Origin of the sequence: Leptospira fainei serovar Hurstbridge str. BUT 6 (assembly GCF_000306235.2) — a bacterium.
Taxonomy (GTDB): Bacteria; Spirochaetota; Leptospiria; order Leptospirales; family Leptospiraceae; genus Leptospira_B; species Leptospira_B fainei.
This window is the reverse complement of the sequence record NZ_AKWZ02000010.1, coordinates 252,049-268,916: the sequence shown is the minus strand read 5'-3', so window position 1 is coordinate 268,916 and position 16,868 is coordinate 252,049. Positions and strand designations below refer to the sequence as shown.

19 protein-coding genes are annotated in these 16,868 nt (G+C 44.4%); 16 read left to right on the top strand and 3 right to left on the bottom strand.

Annotated features, from left to right (window positions below; translation table 11 throughout):
- The first annotated feature begins 97 nt into the window (after positions 1-97).
- Genes LEP1GSC058_RS10320 through purQ form a run of 4 tightly spaced genes read left to right on the top strand, consistent with a single transcriptional unit; the run spans position 98 to position 2,971 of the window.
- A complete protein-coding gene (locus LEP1GSC058_RS10320; RefSeq protein WP_016550707.1) occupies positions 98-1,222 on the top strand; it encodes a PP2C family protein-serine/threonine phosphatase in 1,125 nt (374 codons plus the stop codon).
- A complete protein-coding gene (locus tag LEP1GSC058_RS10315) occupies positions 1,219-2,091 on the top strand; it encodes a phosphoribosylaminoimidazolesuccinocarboxamide synthase (RefSeq protein WP_016550105.1) in 873 nt (290 codons plus the stop codon). The genes LEP1GSC058_RS10320 and LEP1GSC058_RS10315 overlap by 4 nt, the downstream gene beginning before the upstream one ends.
- The gene (gene purS, locus LEP1GSC058_RS10310; protein ID WP_016550205.1) at positions 2,067-2,315 is read left to right on the top strand and encodes a phosphoribosylformylglycinamidine synthase subunit PurS; all 249 of its coding nucleotides are present in this window, start codon (positions 2,067-2,069) and stop codon (positions 2,313-2,315) included. The genes LEP1GSC058_RS10315 and purS overlap by 25 nt, the downstream gene beginning before the upstream one ends.
- A complete protein-coding gene (gene purQ, locus LEP1GSC058_RS10305; RefSeq protein ID WP_016550261.1) occupies positions 2,312-2,971 on the top strand; it encodes a phosphoribosylformylglycinamidine synthase subunit PurQ in 660 nt (219 codons plus the stop codon). The genes purS and purQ overlap by 4 nt, the downstream gene beginning before the upstream one ends.
- A gap of 49 nt (positions 2,972-3,020) precedes the next feature.
- On the opposite strand, the gene LEP1GSC058_RS10300 is transcribed toward purQ, so the two are convergent.
- Positions 3,021-4,001, bottom strand: a complete 981-nt coding sequence (locus LEP1GSC058_RS10300) for a DUF2804 family protein (protein WP_016549769.1) — start codon at positions 3,999-4,001, stop codon at positions 3,021-3,023.
- A gap of 247 nt (positions 4,002-4,248) precedes the next feature.
- On the opposite strand from LEP1GSC058_RS10300, the gene LEP1GSC058_RS10295 reads away from it, so the two are divergent.
- The 7 genes from LEP1GSC058_RS10295 to LEP1GSC058_RS10265 all read left to right on the top strand — a co-directional run bounded on the left by LEP1GSC058_RS10295 (position 4,249) and on the right by LEP1GSC058_RS10265 (position 9,928).
- Positions 4,249-5,493, top strand: coding sequence for an EAL domain-containing protein (locus LEP1GSC058_RS10295; protein WP_016549390.1), 1,245 nt, complete (start codon positions 4,249-4,251; stop codon positions 5,491-5,493).
- Positions 5,494-5,590: 97 nt separating this feature from the next.
- A complete protein-coding gene (sufC, locus tag LEP1GSC058_RS10290; RefSeq protein WP_016550586.1) occupies positions 5,591-6,352 on the top strand; it encodes a Fe-S cluster assembly ATPase SufC in 762 nt (253 codons plus the stop codon).
- Positions 6,324-7,553 carry a Fe-S cluster assembly protein SufD gene (gene sufD, locus LEP1GSC058_RS10285; protein ID WP_198014400.1) on the top strand — a complete coding sequence of 410 codons (1,230 nt, stop codon included), beginning with the start codon at positions 6,324-6,326 and terminating at the stop codon, positions 7,551-7,553. Before sufC ends, sufD begins: the two co-directional genes overlap by 29 nt.
- The gene (locus tag LEP1GSC058_RS10280) at positions 7,553-7,867 is read left to right on the top strand and encodes a Rieske 2Fe-2S domain-containing protein (protein WP_016549424.1); all 315 of its coding nucleotides are present in this window, start codon (positions 7,553-7,555) and stop codon (positions 7,865-7,867) included. Before sufD ends, LEP1GSC058_RS10280 begins: the two co-directional genes overlap by 1 nt.
- A 35-nt stretch (positions 7,868-7,902) precedes the next feature.
- Positions 7,903-9,144 carry a cysteine desulfurase gene (locus LEP1GSC058_RS10275; protein WP_016551002.1) on the top strand — a complete coding sequence of 414 codons (1,242 nt, stop codon included), beginning with the start codon at positions 7,903-7,905 and terminating at the stop codon, positions 9,142-9,144.
- Positions 9,128-9,568 carry a Fe-S cluster assembly sulfur transfer protein SufU gene (gene sufU / locus LEP1GSC058_RS10270; RefSeq protein ID WP_016550020.1) on the top strand — a complete coding sequence of 147 codons (441 nt, stop codon included), beginning with the start codon at positions 9,128-9,130 and terminating at the stop codon, positions 9,566-9,568. Before LEP1GSC058_RS10275 ends, sufU begins: the two co-directional genes overlap by 17 nt.
- 27 nt (positions 9,569-9,595) lie before the next feature.
- Entirely contained in the window at positions 9,596-9,928 is a 333-nt protein-coding gene (locus LEP1GSC058_RS10265; protein ID WP_016550096.1) for a metal-sulfur cluster assembly factor, read from the top strand.
- A 10-nt stretch (positions 9,929-9,938) separates the two neighbouring features.
- Here LEP1GSC058_RS10265 and LEP1GSC058_RS10260 read toward each other — a convergent pair whose 3' ends face one another.
- Entirely contained in the window at positions 9,939-10,445 is a 507-nt protein-coding gene (locus LEP1GSC058_RS10260) for a hypothetical protein (RefSeq protein ID WP_016550856.1), read from the bottom strand.
- Between the two features lie 7 nt (positions 10,446-10,452).
- A complete protein-coding gene (locus LEP1GSC058_RS10255; RefSeq protein WP_016550300.1) occupies positions 10,453-10,911 on the bottom strand; it encodes a RidA family protein in 459 nt (152 codons plus the stop codon).
- Between the two features lie 162 nt (positions 10,912-11,073).
- Here LEP1GSC058_RS10255 and LEP1GSC058_RS10250 point away from each other — a divergent pair, with 162 nt between their 5' ends.
- From LEP1GSC058_RS10250 to LEP1GSC058_RS10230, 5 genes are all read left to right on the top strand, one after another.
- Positions 11,074-11,874: a class I SAM-dependent methyltransferase gene (locus tag LEP1GSC058_RS10250; RefSeq protein ID WP_016549348.1), complete on the top strand. Its 801-nt coding sequence runs from the start codon at positions 11,074-11,076 to the stop codon at positions 11,872-11,874.
- Positions 11,871-13,532 (top strand): DEAD/DEAH box helicase, encoded by a 1,662-nt coding sequence (locus LEP1GSC058_RS10245; protein ID WP_016550825.1) that lies wholly within the window; start codon positions 11,871-11,873, stop codon positions 13,530-13,532. The genes LEP1GSC058_RS10250 and LEP1GSC058_RS10245 overlap by 4 nt, the downstream gene beginning before the upstream one ends.
- Positions 13,499-14,593 (top strand): N-acetylmuramoyl-L-alanine amidase, encoded by a 1,095-nt coding sequence (locus LEP1GSC058_RS10240; protein ID WP_016549630.1) that lies wholly within the window; start codon positions 13,499-13,501, stop codon positions 14,591-14,593. The genes LEP1GSC058_RS10245 and LEP1GSC058_RS10240 overlap by 34 nt, the downstream gene beginning before the upstream one ends.
- The gene (locus LEP1GSC058_RS10235; RefSeq protein ID WP_016550855.1) at positions 14,574-15,347 is read left to right on the top strand and encodes an LIC_10740 family protein; all 774 of its coding nucleotides are present in this window, start codon (positions 14,574-14,576) and stop codon (positions 15,345-15,347) included. Before LEP1GSC058_RS10240 ends, LEP1GSC058_RS10235 begins: the two co-directional genes overlap by 20 nt.
- Positions 15,348-15,573: 226 nt before the next feature.
- A complete protein-coding gene (locus tag LEP1GSC058_RS10230) occupies positions 15,574-16,866 on the top strand; it encodes a hypothetical protein (RefSeq protein WP_016550072.1) in 1,293 nt (430 codons plus the stop codon).
- Positions 16,867-16,868 lie beyond the last annotated feature (2 nt).

Here is a 16,868-nt window from a genome sequence, read left to right as displayed (position 1 = left end):
ATTTGTGGGGATTGAATCGAACTCAAATGATCGGTTAATTCCGTTTTGGAGAATAAGCAATTTCTAAACTATGTCAACGGCAACAAATACAGAAACCATGCTGAAATATTCCGAGTACGCCGTTCTTGCGGTCGATGACTCGGACATTAATTTGAAACTTCTCGTTCATACTCTGAAGCCACTCGGATTTCAAGTATTCACAGCCATTAATACCGAAGAAGCTCGGGCGATTTTAGCCACGAATCATGTCGATATCTTGCTTTTGGACGTAAGTATGCCCGGCCAAGACGGATTTTCCTTTTGCAAAGAATTACGGGAAATCGATCGATTTAAACTCTTACCGATCCTGTTTATCACGGCTTATAATCGCGAATTAGGTTTTGACGAAGCGATAACCCACGGAGGAGACGACTTCCTCCATAAACCGTTTCAACCCAAGGAGCTCGTCGCAAAAATTCGGGCATTCATCCGAATTAAGAACCTTCAAGATGAGCTCATGCAGCAAAAAAAGAAATATGAAAAGGAACTCGTAATGGCTAGGCGGGTTCAACAGGAATTAGTTCCCGAGAAGTCGTTGGTATGGAACGGTATCCGAGTTAATTCCATTTTTCATCCTCTGATGCAAATCGGCGGAGATTTTATAGATGCATGGGTGGAAGATGAAAAGCTTCATTTGTTCATCGCTGATTGTTCCGGACACGGCCCTTCTGCTGCATTGCTCTCGGCTATGGTAAAGATGCAGGTCTCCAATTTGGGAAAAATACACAGTCTCGAAGATAAGGTTGCGAATTTAAGAGCGCAATTGGAAAAGATTTTACCCGAAGATTTTTCAATCACCTTCTTTTACGGAATTCTAAATAAGGATCGAGTATTCGAATATGCTAACGGAGGACATCCGCCTCCATTACTTTATAAGAAACACCAAGTGGAAGAATTGCCCGGTATGGGGCCGTTGATCATTCCGATCGATCTCGGTACTGACGACGAATTTAGAAAGATCACGTTCGAACCCGGGTTTTCGTTATTGTTATATACGGATGGCGCGACTGAAATTACCGACAAAGATTATAATATTCTAGGAGAAGAGAATCTGAGAAAGATTTTTCAAGAAGCGGTAGAGTCCGGTCAAGATATCCTAACCCTCTGTTTGGATAAGATTCTCGCTCATTCGAATAATTTCACGCACGACGACGATATTGCGCTGATGGTGCTGCAAGGATGACGAAATTTCCTAAGCCTAGTTATACGGGCAAAGTAAGGGACGTATTCGATCTGGGAAACGAACTCATATTGCTTTCCACTGACAGAGTTTCCGCATTCGATGTGGTATTTCGGCAGACGGTTCCTGATAAAGGAAAAGTCTTAAATAGAATTTCCGCCGAATGGTTTCGTTTTTTTAAGGATGTCCCTAATCATATCATAACGACTGACGTTTCCCGATTCCCGGCGCCGTTTCAAGATTTCCCGGAGGAACTGGAAGGACGATCGGTTCTTGTAAAGAAATGTAGGCGAATCGATTTCGAATGCGTTGTTCGAGGCTATCTTTCAGGTTCCGGGTGGAAGGAATACAAGCAAGACGGAACTCTCGCCTTCAAGAAACTGTCTCCCGGTTTAGTGGAGTCGGATAAACTTTCCGAACCCGCCTTTACTCCTGCGATTAAAAACGACAGAGGGCATGACGAGAACATTTCGGAAAAAAGGATGGAGGACGAGATCGGAACGGAGCTCTTCAGAATTCTTAAGGAAAAATCGATTTCCATTTATAGCCGTGCCGCTGAACTGGTAGGTAAGGCGGGGATTCTGCTCTGCGATACTAAATTTGAATTCGGGATTCTGGATGGGGAAGTCATCCTAATCGATGAAATTCTAACTCCGGATTCGTCACGGTATTGGTCGGTCGAAACCTATAAGAAAGGGACGACGCCTGCAAGTATGGACAAGCAGATCCTCCGAAATTATTTGGAAAAGTCCGGTTGGAACAAACAGCCGCCTCCGCCTGATTTGCCGGAAAGTTTGATCTTAGAACTTGCCGAAGCTTATAAGGAATTACAGGACCGGTTACTGCAATGTTTATCGCGAGAATTAACGTAACTTTAAAAGAATCCGTTCTGGACCCGCAAGGTAGTACGGTAAAGACGACTCTTCGGGAGCTAGGAGAAAATTCGGTACAAGACGTTCGCGTCGGGAAATACATCGAAGTTAAACTAGATTCTCCCGACATCGAAACCGCCAAGAAGACGGTAGAAAGACTTTGCGAGAAATTGTTAGTCAATCACGTCATCGAAACCTACCGTTCCGAGATTATTCCCGTATGAAGGCTGCGGTCATAACCTTTCCCGGTTCGAACTGCGATAATGATATCGTTACCGTCCTTAAAACTTTCTATTCAGCGCAGGTGGATAAAATTTGGCATAAGGATCAATTTTCGGAGAAGTACGAAATCGTAATTCTACCCGGTGGGTTTTCATACGGCGATTATCTTCGCTCCGGTGCAATGGCTCCTTTCTCTCCGGTTATGCAATCCGTAAAGGAGCATATCTCGCGCGGAGGAAAACTATTCGGAATTTGTAATGGGTTTCAAATTTTAGCGGAAGCGGGATATTTGCCTGGAGCCTTGATCCGCAATCGAAATCTAAAATATGTTTGTAAGACCGTCGGCCTGAAAAAGGCTTCCGCCGCGAATAAGATCACCGGTAAACTTCCCGAAGATAAGGTCTTAAGAGTTCCGATCGCTCACGGTGACGGTTGTTATTTTGCGCCGGAAGAAGTACGCAAACAATTGAAGGAAGAAGGCCGGATTCTTTTCCTTTACGCGGGTGAAAATCCGAACGGTAGTCTAGACGATATTGCGGGGATTTGTTCGCCGGACTTTAAAATCGCCGGAATGATGCCGCACCCGGAACGAGCCATGAACGAGGTAACCGGAGAAATGGACGGTAAGGTCGTACTGGATTTAATTTTGAATTCGTAAATCATCATTAACATATTCGATGGCGTTTAGCCTCGGCGAAATGATTCGATCAATCGGATGATTTCGGTATGATTTCTTCCCAAATGCCGATACCGTCTTTTACGGTTTCTTTTTTGTTCTTTGTTTTTATCCAACCGTCTGCGGTGAAAATCGTTTTACGAAATCTACCTGTTCCCCAGGTTGTCGGGCGCTCGAAGCTGGCTTCTACCGCAGGTTCTAGTTCGATCTTGAACGATGAATCCGCATTAGTAAGAATTTTCTTCTTGCCGATCGCTGCGATATGAATTTGTCCGAGAGACTCCAGGATTCCGTCTCGCCAAAGAAATACGGCGCCATCCTGGGAGATATAAAAATGAATTCTTTTTTTCCCGCCGATTCGCGCGTAGATTCTACTTTCCAACGGGAATGCGAATCCTGAATAGCCTTTCGATACTGAGTAAGCGAGAGTTTCTTCCTCCATCGATACTGACAAATCGTTCCAGGCCAATTGACCTTGAACGGCAAGGTCCGGCGAGTGAGTCGTAAAAAACCAATCTTTACCGGAAGGCTCTATGCTTGAAAAAGGTAGGGATTTGGATTTGTCTCCAGTTTGAACAAGCGCATCCAACTGAAAATTCAAATCCTTTTCCCAGACGGCGGAATGTGTGTAACCTTGTCGGATCGTATCGTCTAACCGAAAATTAAATCGATGATTATTCCTGGTAAAACTCCAGTATCCGTCTCTAAACGTTCCTTGCTTCAAGAACGAATTGCTTCCTGTTCCTTGAATTTGGGTTTCCCGAACGGATCCGTTCTTTCGATTCCATAGGAATAAGCTGGCGCCCGAACGAAAAACGGTTTTATAAATGCGAAGTTCAAGGAAGACGGTTTCATCCAAAATATCGACTAAAATTGAATCGACGGATCTCAGCTTGGACAGGAGTCCCGCTTTATATTCCCTAGAGTTATCGATTGGAATGGAACCTGAAAACGTCCCAAATAACGGTTCGAGGGTGGAGGGATGAAGAAGAGATCCGACTGGTTCTTTCATGAAAGGCTTTTTCGACTTTTCCTTGTTAGTTTAGATTTTGATAAACAAACCTGACATTCTATATCGAATGGATTAGTTCATTACCGATTTTAGACGCACTGAAAAGAAACGATTCCACTCTCACAAATCCATACAACGAAAAAACCGGGGAAATTTTCCTTCCTTTCGCCCTTTTCTCGACTCGTTCGAAAAGGAAATATGCTTGTATGCTTGCTTCTATGGGTTTCTACTAGCGCTGGAATTCCCCATGCTTGCAGAATACGAGTCTCATCAAATTCTCTCATTAGGGGAAGGTTACTATTCGCCTCATTATCAGCCCATCCTGGATGTCGGGAACCGCAATATCGTAGGGTACGAAGTTCTTGGGCGGGTGCTTTCTCCTGAAACACAAGAATACCATTCGCTCGGATATCATTTTCATAACCCGGATACGGATGCCGTTAGACTTGTTCATATCGATCGGATCATCAGAGAAAAGGCAATAAAACATCTAAAAGACACCGGTCTTAAGACGAAAATGTTCTTAAATATGATGCCGAACTTTCTTTCTATGGTATATAGCGGAGAAGTGTTGGATATCAAACGACTTCATATTTTACATTTGATCGACAAATATGATATTAATCCGACAGATATGGTTCTTGAAATCACCGAGGACAAATTCGAAGGAAATATCGAAAAGCTTTTATATATCGTAAGTGTGTTTCGCGAGAGAGGCATCAAGATCGCAGTCGACGATTTAGGCGTCGGTTTTTCCAACCTGGAACGTATCGGTTATATCCACCCCGATATCATGAAAGTTGATATTAAGATCATGAGAGAAAGTCTGAATCGTCGGTCTTTCAAGAATGTGCTGGCGGCTATTTCCGAGATGTCGCAGCGCCTAGGGTCGCAACTTTTATTCGAGGGAGTGGAGACGGAGGAAGAATTGTATCTGGCTCTTTCTATGGGAGCGAATCTATTACAAGGGTTCTATTTTTCCAAACCCACACTGGATTTCCAAGATAAGAAGAGATTTAATAAAACTCTAAAGAACTCGCTGGAGAAGTTTTCCGGACTTAGGTTCTTGGAGATCGTCGAAAACCTGAAGAAGCAAACATTATTCTCGGAAGTATTTTTAGAAATCTTTAAGGACATGGAAACCGGAAGTTCAGACGGCTTAACAAAAGGGTTGGAAGAACATTTATCCTCGCTCCCTAAAGAAGTCAGTTCCGTACTCGTTTGCGACTTACAAGGTTATCAAGTTACGCCTACGTTTCAGCGAGATTCTTTCGAAGAGCCTTGGATTAAACTTTTAACCGAGATCGGAAACAATTATGCGTGGAAGCCTTTCTTCATTCACCATAAAGCGGAATCGTTTCATTCCAATCGATTATGGGGCTTTACTGAGCCCATTCATGATATAGATACGAAACGGCAATATGTCTTATTTACCCTTAATCTTGGATCGAACTACGTTTTGGTGCTGCGATTGAATTGGGAGCTATTCTAAAACCTTCCGTTTCTAGGCCGCAGCGCCTTTTCCGATCCTTCTTTCCTATTGATCTCCGCCCATGAAATAAAAACATAGTCCCAAGCAGGAGTCTTAAGTGGCGGAAAACCTACGAATCGTTGGTCTGCGGGCGGGAATCGAGACCGAATCCGGAGAAATTCAGGAAATCTTGAAAGGAGTCGACTTAGTAATAAACGACGGCGAAGTCCATGCCATTATGGGTCCGAACGGCTCCGGTAAAAGTACCTTATCGAACGTTATTATGGGTCACCCGAAATATAAGATTTTATCCGGGGATATCCTTTTTAGAGGCGCGTCGATTCTCGCATCTTCCACGGACGAACGTGCGCGTGCCGGCATCTTTCTTTGCTTTCAATATCCGACTAGTATCCCGGGAGTTACGATCGGAAATTTTCTTAGGACAATTTTGAAATCCGTCAGAGGAAAAGACCTCCCTGTAAAAGAATTCCGTAAAGAATTGAAGGAAGCGATGACTTCTCTCGACGTTCCCGATTCATGGGTTGCGCGCTATGTTAACGACGGATTTTCCGGCGGCGAGAAAAAGAGGAATGAAATTCTTCAAATGGCTCTCTTGAAGCCTAAGCTTGCGATCTTGGACGAGACCGATTCGGGATTGGATATCGACGCTCTACGGATTATCAGCGAAGGCATTACAAAAAGTAAATCTTCCGATCGATCCATCCTACTCATAACTCACTATCAAAGAATGCTTAATTACGTCACACCGGACTTTGTACACGTCTTCGCTCAGGGAAGAATCTTAAAAACCGGAACGCGAGAACTTGCGCTCGAGCTAGAAGAGAAAGGATATGATTGGATTCTCTCCGGAACAAATTGAAAGAATGCATCTAAAAGAATCCTTTTCGGAATATTTCTCCTCGTTAAAGGAGCCTCAGGCTTTAAAAGAATTCCGCGCAAAGGCGAATTCTCTCTTAGAGCTTGCACCGTTTCCTAGTCCTCATCTCGAGTCCTGGAGAAAATTAAGTCTCTCCACGTTCAAGCTGGATGATTTTACCGATCCATGCCCGCCGTCCTCTATAGAGTTTGCACTTCATGAATCTGCGGAAGCGATGCGACTATCGGAGTTGGAACCAGAAAATTTAAAAATCGTTCTTCAGACGCTGGAATCTTTCCTTTCCGTTTACAAGAATGAATGGATTTCCTTATTTGCGGCATCTCGGTTTACGCATGCATATTATATAAAACTAAAGAATCTTCCGTCAGACGCTCGGATTCCGGAAGTTTCCATCAGTTGCCGAAACGGGAATTTCATTTTACCGCTATTGATAATCGAAGTTCCGCTCGGAGTGAAATCCGGATTTCTCGAACGATGGAAATCCGAATCGAATCAAAGTTTCCTTTTTATGAACGGTATCAGCTTGCTTACGGTCGGAGCCGGAGCCGATTTCCGTTACTCCAGTATAGAAAATTTGGGCGATTCTACTTTTCGTTTTCGAACAACTCATTCTTATCAGGGAAAAGATACCAAATTTCATGCTTCGATCGCGACCTGGGGCGGGTATCGAGGAAAAGCCTTCTATGATTCGGAAGTCGCGGGCAAAGGCGCATGGACTAGATACGCCGGTTTAGCTCCGTTACGTAACCGAGAATTTCACGATACCGAGATTCGAATCTTGCATGAAGAAAGTCATGCGCATAGTTCCATTCTTTATAGAACGGCGATCAAAGGTAAGGCTCATAACGTTTTTACCGGAAATTTGAGAATTCCCGCAAATTGTAAGGATGTAGGCGCCGTTCAGATCAATAATAATCTTCTTTTAGACCGATCGGCAAGAGCCGAATCGATCCCAAAATTGGAAGTATTTGCCGACAGCGTAAAATGCGAGCATGGTGCAACGGTCGGCGAAATCGACGAGGAGCAATTGTTTTATCTGGCTTCTCGGGGCATTTCTAAAGAGGAAGCGCGCAAAATGATCGTGGAAGGATTTCTCGCCGAAGTAATCCGAGAGTTCCCATCCGAGTCGATTCGAGAGGAATTGGCCGACGTAATTAATTCGCGCATGTTGGGAGATTCCTAATGGGGACGTATCGAAAGCTGGTTAAAGTTTCCGAGTTGCAGGAAGGGAAGGTTAGAGTCGTTGAGACGAAATATAGCCGGATCGGTCTAACAATTATAGGCGGCGAGATCTGCGCGTTCGAGGATGTCTGCACACACGATGGGGAAGCCATATCCCACGGCGAACTTAAAGGCGACGTAATTACATGCCCTCGACATTTCGCGAAGTTTAATGTACGAGACGGGAGAGCGCTTTGCATGCCGGCAGTGGAAGACCTTCCGATATTTCGAACGAGAATCGTAGATGACGAAGTGGAAGTGGAATTGGAGGATTGACCTATGGAATCCGAAATAAAAGGAGAGCTGGCAATTTGAGTTTCGATGTTCAAAAAATTCGCGCTGATTTTCCGATTCTTTCGACTGAGATGAACGGAAAGCCGCTGGTATTTTTAGATAGCGCGGCGAGTTCACAAAAGCCGTATTCAGTCATTAATGCGGAACGAAAATATTACGAATCGGAAAACGCGAATATTCACCGCGGCGTATATGCTCTTTCCCAAAAGGCGACCGAGAAATACGAGTTCGCAAGAATTAAAGTTGCCCGGTTTATCGGCGCACCTTGCGCTAAGGTAATTATTTTTACCAGAAATACGACAGAGTCCATCAACCTGGTCGCCCAATCTTGGGGACGAACGAATATCCATGAGGGAGACGAAATCGTATTAACCGAACTCGAACATCATTCGAATTTAGTTCCTTGGCAGATGCTTGCGCAGGAAAAACAAGCAGTCTTAAAATTTATCCCGCTCAATTACGATGCCACGTTGGATTTGAATAATCTTGAGCAAATCATTACCGAACGCACGAAGCTCGTTGCCGTGGCTCAAATGTCCAATGTCACCGGGACCCTCCACGATTTAGATACCATCGTAAAGAGAGCCAGAGAAGTTGGAGCAAAGGTTTTGGTGGACGGAGCGCAAGGAGTCTGTCATCTACCCGAGCGAGTTCAAAAGCAGGATTTCGATTTTTATGCATTTTCTGCACATAAAATGCTAGGGCCTACCGGAGTAGGGGTTCTTTATGCCAAGGAAGAAATTTTAGAAGCGATGCCTCCTTGGATGGGAGGCGGCGATATGATAGCGAAGGTTTGGAAAGAAAAATCCACTTATGCGGACCTTCCGGCTCGTTTAGAAGCGGGCACGCCGAATATCGCCGGAGTGATCGGGTTTGGAGCGGCGATCGAGTATTTAGAATCCGTCGGAATGAATGAGATTCGAAACCACGAGCTGGAGCTCCTCGCTTACGCGCTGGAAAGAATGGAAGATTTCGGCGGTCTGGAATTATACGGTCCCAGGGATCTAACGAAACGCGGCGGGGTGATTTCTTTCAATTTTCCAGGGGTCCATCCGCATGATGTGGGTTCCATTCTTGATGAAGAAGGAATTGCCATCCGTGTAGGACATCATTGCGCTCAACCGTTTATGGATTTTATGAAAATTTCCGGAACTTGCCGAGCTTCCCTCTATCTTTACAACACAAAAGAGGACGTAGATAGTCTTCTCGACGGTCTAAAGAAGGTGAAGGAGATTTTCGGCCGTGTCCTTAAGCGATGATCTTTATAAAGAAGTTCTCCTAGATCATTATCATAATCCGCGTCATTACGGAGTACTCCTAAATGCGGATCTCCATCAAGAAGGTGTCAATCCTCTTTGCGGGGACGAAGTGGAGCTTTTCCTAAAATTAGAGGACGATAGAATTGCGGACATCCGATTTCAAGGGAAAGGATGCTCGATATCGCAAGCTTCTTCTTCGATGCTGACTGAATGTCTATACGGAAAAACTTTGTCCGAAGCCAGAAAATTGTTGGGCGATTTTAAGGGAATGTTGTTGGAAGATGGAAAGCCGAATTTTCCGGAAGAATTCGAAGACCTTGAGTCTTTGGAAGCCGTCAAGAAAATACCCGCAAGAATCAAATGCGCCGTCCTTGCTTGGAATACGCTTGAAAAAGCGTTGGAAAAAGCCCCGAAAGCAATATAATCCTAGTAGGACGAACCGAGAGATAAAATGCCTTTATTAGAAGAACCTAAAACAGATATCGAAAAGAAGATATACGAAGAAATCAGCAGGGTGGAAGATCCTGAAATAGGCATCTCCGTCGCGGAACTAGGTTTGATTTATCGAATTCAAGTCGAAGAAGGTAAGGCAAAAATCGAGATGACTTACACTTCGATGGCTTGTCCTGCCGGCCCGCAAATGAAGAAGGAAATACAGGATAATGCTCTTCGCGTTGACGGTGTTAACGAGGCCGAAGTGGAAGTCGTTTGGACTCCTAAATGGGATCCGAGAGTCATGGCCTCCGAAGAGGCTAAGATGGATCTAGGCATATTCGATTACTAAAAAAGTCCGACTATTCTTTAGAGACGATCGATGTGGCTATTAGGAGAGTCGTCAAAATCCAGACGCCGGAAAAAGAATAAAATTTCCAATTAAAGTCATAGTCCGCATCGTTGATAAAGCTTACAAAGAAAACGTCGGGCATCAAAATCCCCAGACCCAATAATACTCCGACAAAGATTTGAAGTATAAATAGAAATTTATACAGCCAGTCGCTTCTCCAGAATCCGCCGAAGAAAAAAATGAGAACCGAAGGGAGAATAAAAAAGATATTCGTTGCGACCCGGATATTCTCCCGCTCTTCGGCGCCTAAATTAATCGTATAGCTTACCCAACTGGAAAGGCTCAAGATTAACTGAGCGAACGCCGATAGAAAAATCGTTTTTTCTTTTCCGGTTTTTTCCGAGAAGAATTCCCTAAATTGTCCGTATAAACTTAAAAGGAAGCGCTGCCATCCTTGTAGAATGATCGGCAAAGCCGGTATAGCTAGCTTAAGGTCTCTGAATAAAGTTACCAACATTAAGTTTTCAATCCACAAGCACGGTCAATTCCACTTCTACAGGAGCGCCTAATGGTAAGGAAATGCAACCGACTGCAAAGCGAGCATGACGACCCGCCTCCCCGAATATTTCGAGAAGAAGATTCGAAGCATAATTTGCGACTAGATGCTGCTCCGTAAAATCGGAAGCGGACGCGACAAAAACTCCGACCTTCACGATCGACTTGATTTTGTCCAAGCCCCCGATTACTGTAGCTATTGCAGCCAAGCCGTTTAATGTTGCTTGTTCAGTGGCTTCCTTTACGTCGCTGACTAACAGGTCAAAACCCAGCGCTCCCGTGGAAATTAGGCTTCCTTCACGCATAGGCAGCTGTCCGGAAGTGAATACAAATTGGCCTGCGCGAGTCGCCGGGATATAGGCTGCTATGGCTTTTGGCGCCGGCGGTAATTCGCGACCTAAGGATTGGATCCTTTCAAGAACACTCATTGAAATATTTCCTCTAAATGACTGTTCCCTACTATTAATAGGGTCTGTCGGCTTTTTTCAAGCAGTTTAGAATGATAAGATTCGGAGAGCTCCGACTGAAAACAAGAGGATTTTCCTTTACCGCAGAACTTGTCGCGAGATCCTAAGGACAAATAGAGAGGAATGGATTCTATCTTAGACCTTGAACCCCACCCGAAATATCCCGACGCGTATCTAGTTTGTCGTCGGACGGGAGTGCATTTTTATAAACTCGCGAAAGAACGCGAGTACGAAGATTCATACTTTCAGGAAGAATACAAAAATCAGTATAATAGAACTTATTACGAGGATGAGCCTCAAGTTCGGAATTTGGCAAGACGTAGATTGTCCGCTTTAAGGATGTTTCAAGATCCAGATCGAAAATCCCTTTTCGAGATCGGTTGTGCGACCGGCTTTTTTTTAGATGAGGCCAGAAAGGCTGGCTACCAAGTAAAAGGTCTGGAGCTTTCCCGCACCGAAGCTGACTTTGCAAAAGGCCGATTGGGATTGGATGTGAAGTCCGGGTCCTTTTTAGAGGATGAGTTCCTACCTAATGAGAAATTCGACACGGTTTGCGCCTTTTTTGTGATCGAACATTTTCGAGACGCCGAGAAGGTGTTTGGTCGGATTTCCGATTTGGTAAAACCGGGTGGGGTTCTGTTTTTAGGACTTCCTTCGCTATTCGGACCGTCCTATAGTACTAATCCAACCGATTGGTTTCAGAACCACCCGAGCGACCATTTTTGGGATTATTCCCCTAATTCTCTGAAAAAAATGTTGAAATTGTACGGTTGGCGCACGGTATATAAGAAACCTATGTCCTACCACCCGAATAGAGATCGGGGCTGGAAGGGAAAATATCTAACTCATCCCCTATTCGTCCGCTATGCGAATCTCGCATGCTATGCGGACACATTTCACTTAATCGCGATTAAAAATATATGAAATTCGAAGAATTAAACCTCGAACCAAGTCTGCAAAAATCTATCGAAAAAGCAGGTTTCGTCGAGCTTACACCGATCCAGGAGAAGGCCATCCCCCATGGAATAGAGGGGAAGGACATCACCGGATTAGCTCAGACCGGCACAGGAAAGACAGTAGCTTTTCTTGTTCCGATCATCCACAATATCCTGACCAAGGGAATCAAAGGCGTCAGCACGCTTATACTAGCTCCTACAAGAGAGCTTGTGATCCAGATATCCGAGGAAGCGGAGAAGCTCCTAAAGTACACCGACTACCGTGTCGTTCCTATTATTGGAGGTACCGATTACAAATCGCAAAATCGCGATTTGGAGGCTCTAAACGGAATCATCGTCGCCACACCAGGGCGTCTGATCGATTTAGCTAGAGGCGGCACGGCGGATTTAGACAAAGTAGAGTTTTTCGTCCTAGACGAAGCTGATCGAATGCTCGATATGGGTTTCATCAACGATATTCGTTGGTTACTCCATAAGTGCAAGAATCGTAAACAGACTCTCTTGTTTTCCGCTACGTTATCGGTCGAAGTGATGAGATTAGCGTATCGCTTTATGAATGATCCGGTAGAGATCCAGATTAATCCCGATAAGCTGATCACCGAAAGAATCGATCAGAAACTCGTTCATTTGGGAAGGGAAGAAAAACTTCCTTATATGGTGAACGCTATCTTGGACGCGGAAGTCGACGGTCAGGGAATTATATTCACTAATTTTAAAGCGAATATTCCTCGAATCGTCCAGACTCTCCGTAGATACGGAATACCCGTAACCGGAATTTCCTCGGATTTAGATCAGAAAAAAAGACTTCGCTTAATGCGCGATTTCAAGTCAGGCCGATTCAAATTTATGGTAGCGACCGACGTCGCCAGCCGTGGAATCGACGTCGAGAATATCGGGGTCGTATTTAACTATGATCTTCCGCAAGATACGGAAAACTATGTTCACCGAATCGGACGTACTGCAAGAGCAGGCCGACTCGGCAAATCCATCAGCTTTTGTTCGGAGACCGATTATAACGAACTCGAGAAAATAGAACGTTACTTGAAGCAAAAGATCGAAGTTACGCCCGTCGATGAGGAACTATTAGATTTCCCTAAAGGGGTTTTCGAACCGTTTCTTGCGGGAGACGCATACGATCAAGGGCCCAAAGGGAAAGACCAGCGTCACGAGAGAAACGGAAACGGCAAACGTCCTCAAGGACGCGACGGAGGCTTCCGCAAAAAAGAGGAACGTCCCGTCTCTTCGAACGGAAATCGGCATGCTGCCGATAGGGATCGGGGACCTAGAGAAAATCGAGATAGAAATCGGGATTCGCGTGGACCGAAGCCTTTCGATAAGAAACGACCCGAAGCCGTTATCAAAGAAGCGGAACAATTTCTGCAAAAAGCGGACACCGTTATGGGTGCCATCGTAGAATCTAGGGATAAGCATCCTAAGCGCAAAAAGAAAAATAAAAATCGCCAAAAGGAGAATGGGTTCGTACAGAATTCCCTACCGCCGCAAACTAGAAACGATATTTACGATAAGAAGAAACGGAATTTGTTCGATATTAACGAGTCTTCAACAAATCAATCCAAGCAGAAGGAATCCATTTGGAAAAAAATCACATCCTTCTTCGGGGACTGATTCTATTCTTTTTCTTCGGAATTGCTCCGCTTTCCGCCCAAGTTCGCATAACCACGATCGGAAAAAATCGCTATGTGCACTTGGAGGAAATTCGTAAACGAATTCCAAGTATCCAAACAAAATTTGAACCGGCGATTCTCGTCGGTTCAATCTCTCATCCCTCCGGTGAAATTCGATTTCGAATCGGTTCGTCTTTCTATGCAATCAACGGAAGTTTAGAAAAAACAAGTCTTCCCGTATTATATCAGGATCGGGATTTTCTTTTACCTCCGGAAGTTGTGGAAGCCATTTTTGTCCGTCTCTTACCGGATGATGTTAAATACGAATTTCATGAAACCGAATTGGTATTCGAGATTCTCCCTAAGGCGGAGCTTCTTCGACTATCTTCAATTATCATAGACGCCGGTCATGGCGGGAAGGACCCGGGTACTTCTTCCAATAAAGGGTTACAGGAAAAATCCGTCTCCCTTCAAGTGGCTAAAATATTAAAGAAATTTCTAAATAAAGTTTACCCGGAAGTGCGAGTCGTTTTGACGAGAGGAGAAGATGCTTTCGTCGAGTTAGAACGTAGATCCGAAATTGCGAATAAAGAAATTCAAAAAGGCGGATCGGTTGTATTCGTCAGTTTGCATTGTAACGCTTCGATATCCGAGGATGTAAACGGTTTCGAAGTATATTATCTTTCGCAGACGCCTTCCACCGAATCGGCTAGAGAGACTTCGATTTTGGAAAACCGCATAGTCGGAAAAAAAGGATCGTTAGGGACCAAAAAAATACAGGCGGGAATGCTGTCTTCCTTGGTCCAACGCAGAAGTCGTTCTCTCGCACATAATGTCGAATCGGAGATGAAAAAAAAGCTTGGTCCTAAGATATTGTCCCGAGGGGTCAAAAAGGCCGATTTCTCAGTTTTGCGCGGAAGCTTAATGCCGGCAATTCTTGTAGAGATGGGTTATTTGACTAACGGGAAAGAATCCGAACTTCTGGCGAGTCAGGCCCAACAAGTTCGGGTGGCAAAAAGCATCCTGGAAGGAATACGAGCCTATGAACTGGCAAAAGATTAAAGATGTTTTCGGACAAATCCACGCAAGATGGGAGAAGTTCTACGCTTGGATTTTCAGCTTATCTACGTTGCCTGCAAATTCGTCCGAGACGAAACGACTATTATTTCTAACTTATTCTTGGATATTATTCCTGCTTTTCCTGACAGGTTTCATTCTCGCAGGAAAAAACCCGCTAAAAATGCTTGTTCCGTTTACGTTATACGATTTGCCCAATTTTGATCCTCGCAAATCGGTGATCGTTTACGGTTCGGATGGTGAAGGTGAAATCTTTACGATTCATCGGAAAGTACTCATAGATGGGAAAGATTTTCGACATGATGTTATTACTCTTGTGGGCGAAGTCGGGGAAGCAAGCTTCTTCGATCCATCAGTCCCGAATGACGCGGTCCACTTTCGAAACCTAAAAAAATTGCCGAATCTTCAAGACTCGGTGATTTCAATTTGGAAAAGAGGGGATTTGCTGATTTTGGATATGCGGAAATCAACTTTAGAAGAACTTCTTTCGGAAATGAAGTTCAGAATCGATTATACATATGCTAGTCAAATGACCGAAGAGGAAAAATCGCGGGAAATTACTCGCAGAAAACTCGCTCTCTTATCATCTTCATTTTTAGCAGCAGAACGGACGCTATTCGAGAATTATCCTGAATTAAATCGTATCGAGTACAGGTTGGGTGGGGAACGGGAAGAAATTCCCGGATTGACCTACTCACTTACTGAATCTCACCTTAGAAAGAACAGTCTCCCAAAATAAGATTAGCCAAGTGGCGACCAAAGATGGTCGCTTCTCGCGGGAGCTCCTACATAAATTCTGCCTGTAAAAAGCTTGTAAAATAATGAGATTGCGATATGGGGGACGGTACTCCACCCGACCGGCCCCCACCCAGAAGGGCTGTACCGGCGGGGAATCCACAAAAAAACGACGTATTTCTCCCCGGACCTTTTCTCCTCCCTTCGATTGACCGATACTAAAAATACCCATGCTGCGAATTCAAATCTCATTCGGCGCAACGATAAAAAGGATCTCCCCAGTTCTGATATTGTGGGCCTTTACCACGGCTTCGCCCTCGCCTGATTTGCAAATTGCACCCGAAGTAGGAAATATTACCGACTTTCGCACGGATCGCTTGGCTTTTCATTATATACAGTTAGTGGACAGGGACGGAAAGGCTCTTTTGGATCGGAATGCCGCTAAGGACAACTCCGAATCAACTCTAATGATTATCGAACAGGGACAGTTGACTCTGTTGAAGGACGGGTTTGACGATCCTGCACAAGTTCGCGAAAAGGAACGTGAATATCTTGAAAAAATTTATCGATACACTCGATTAAGGGAACTTGAGCAGGAATATCGCAAGTTACCGGAAGTAGAACGGAGTCATTCTACACCGAGTCCGGTAAAGAATCCCCCGCAAAGCTCCGACGGCAAGAACCCGGCTTCGGACAATGCCGCAGTTTCCGCAAATATAGGGGAGCCGGAACAAAGGTCGAGAGAATTCGATCTATTATTAAAGTTTGATGAAGAGTTGCTCAAATCGTACGGCGCTGAGAAAAGAGCATACGCTGAATACTCAAGGTCGGAGCGTATATATGGCAAGGATTCTCCGCGAACTAGTACGCTGCGAAACCGGTATTCGGAGCTTAAAGATAAGACCAATTCCAGAAAGAAGTTCTTATTGGATTTTTTGAGAAATCCGGGACAGGAAACGAATCCGTATCCTGGAGATCGTAAAGAACAAAGCGTTTTCACGAATCATATGAATGGCACTCCGGATTATTATCTACATTCGACCAGTCCGAGGGAAGTCGACGGTTTAATGAGAGGCGAAGAGGAAGTCGGAAAAAAATACGGCGAATTGTATAGAAAAGGTAGAGATCGACTCATTGACGCTCAAATCGATAAGTTGTACTATTATCTTTGGAATCGGGATATGACGAATACACGTATCAAAGTAGATAAGTATCTTAAGGGTAAGAAAGTCGTCGTTATCACCGGGGATTCCACCGTATACACGATGATCGATAAGGAAGGCGACGGAATTACGGAATCCTTCTTCGTCGATTCTCCGGGATTACGTTTTTCTTGGGGACGCGATATTCCAAATATATTATCTATTTCTAATTGTACGGATGACGTTATTTTGACGAAGATAAAAGCTCTTGCAGACGATGTAGCCTCCGGCCGAGTTCCGAAAAGAATCGAGAAGTTGGATATTACGGTTCCGGAAGAACAGATTTTGGAAGAATTGAAACCTTACCTAAAGAATCTTTAGGT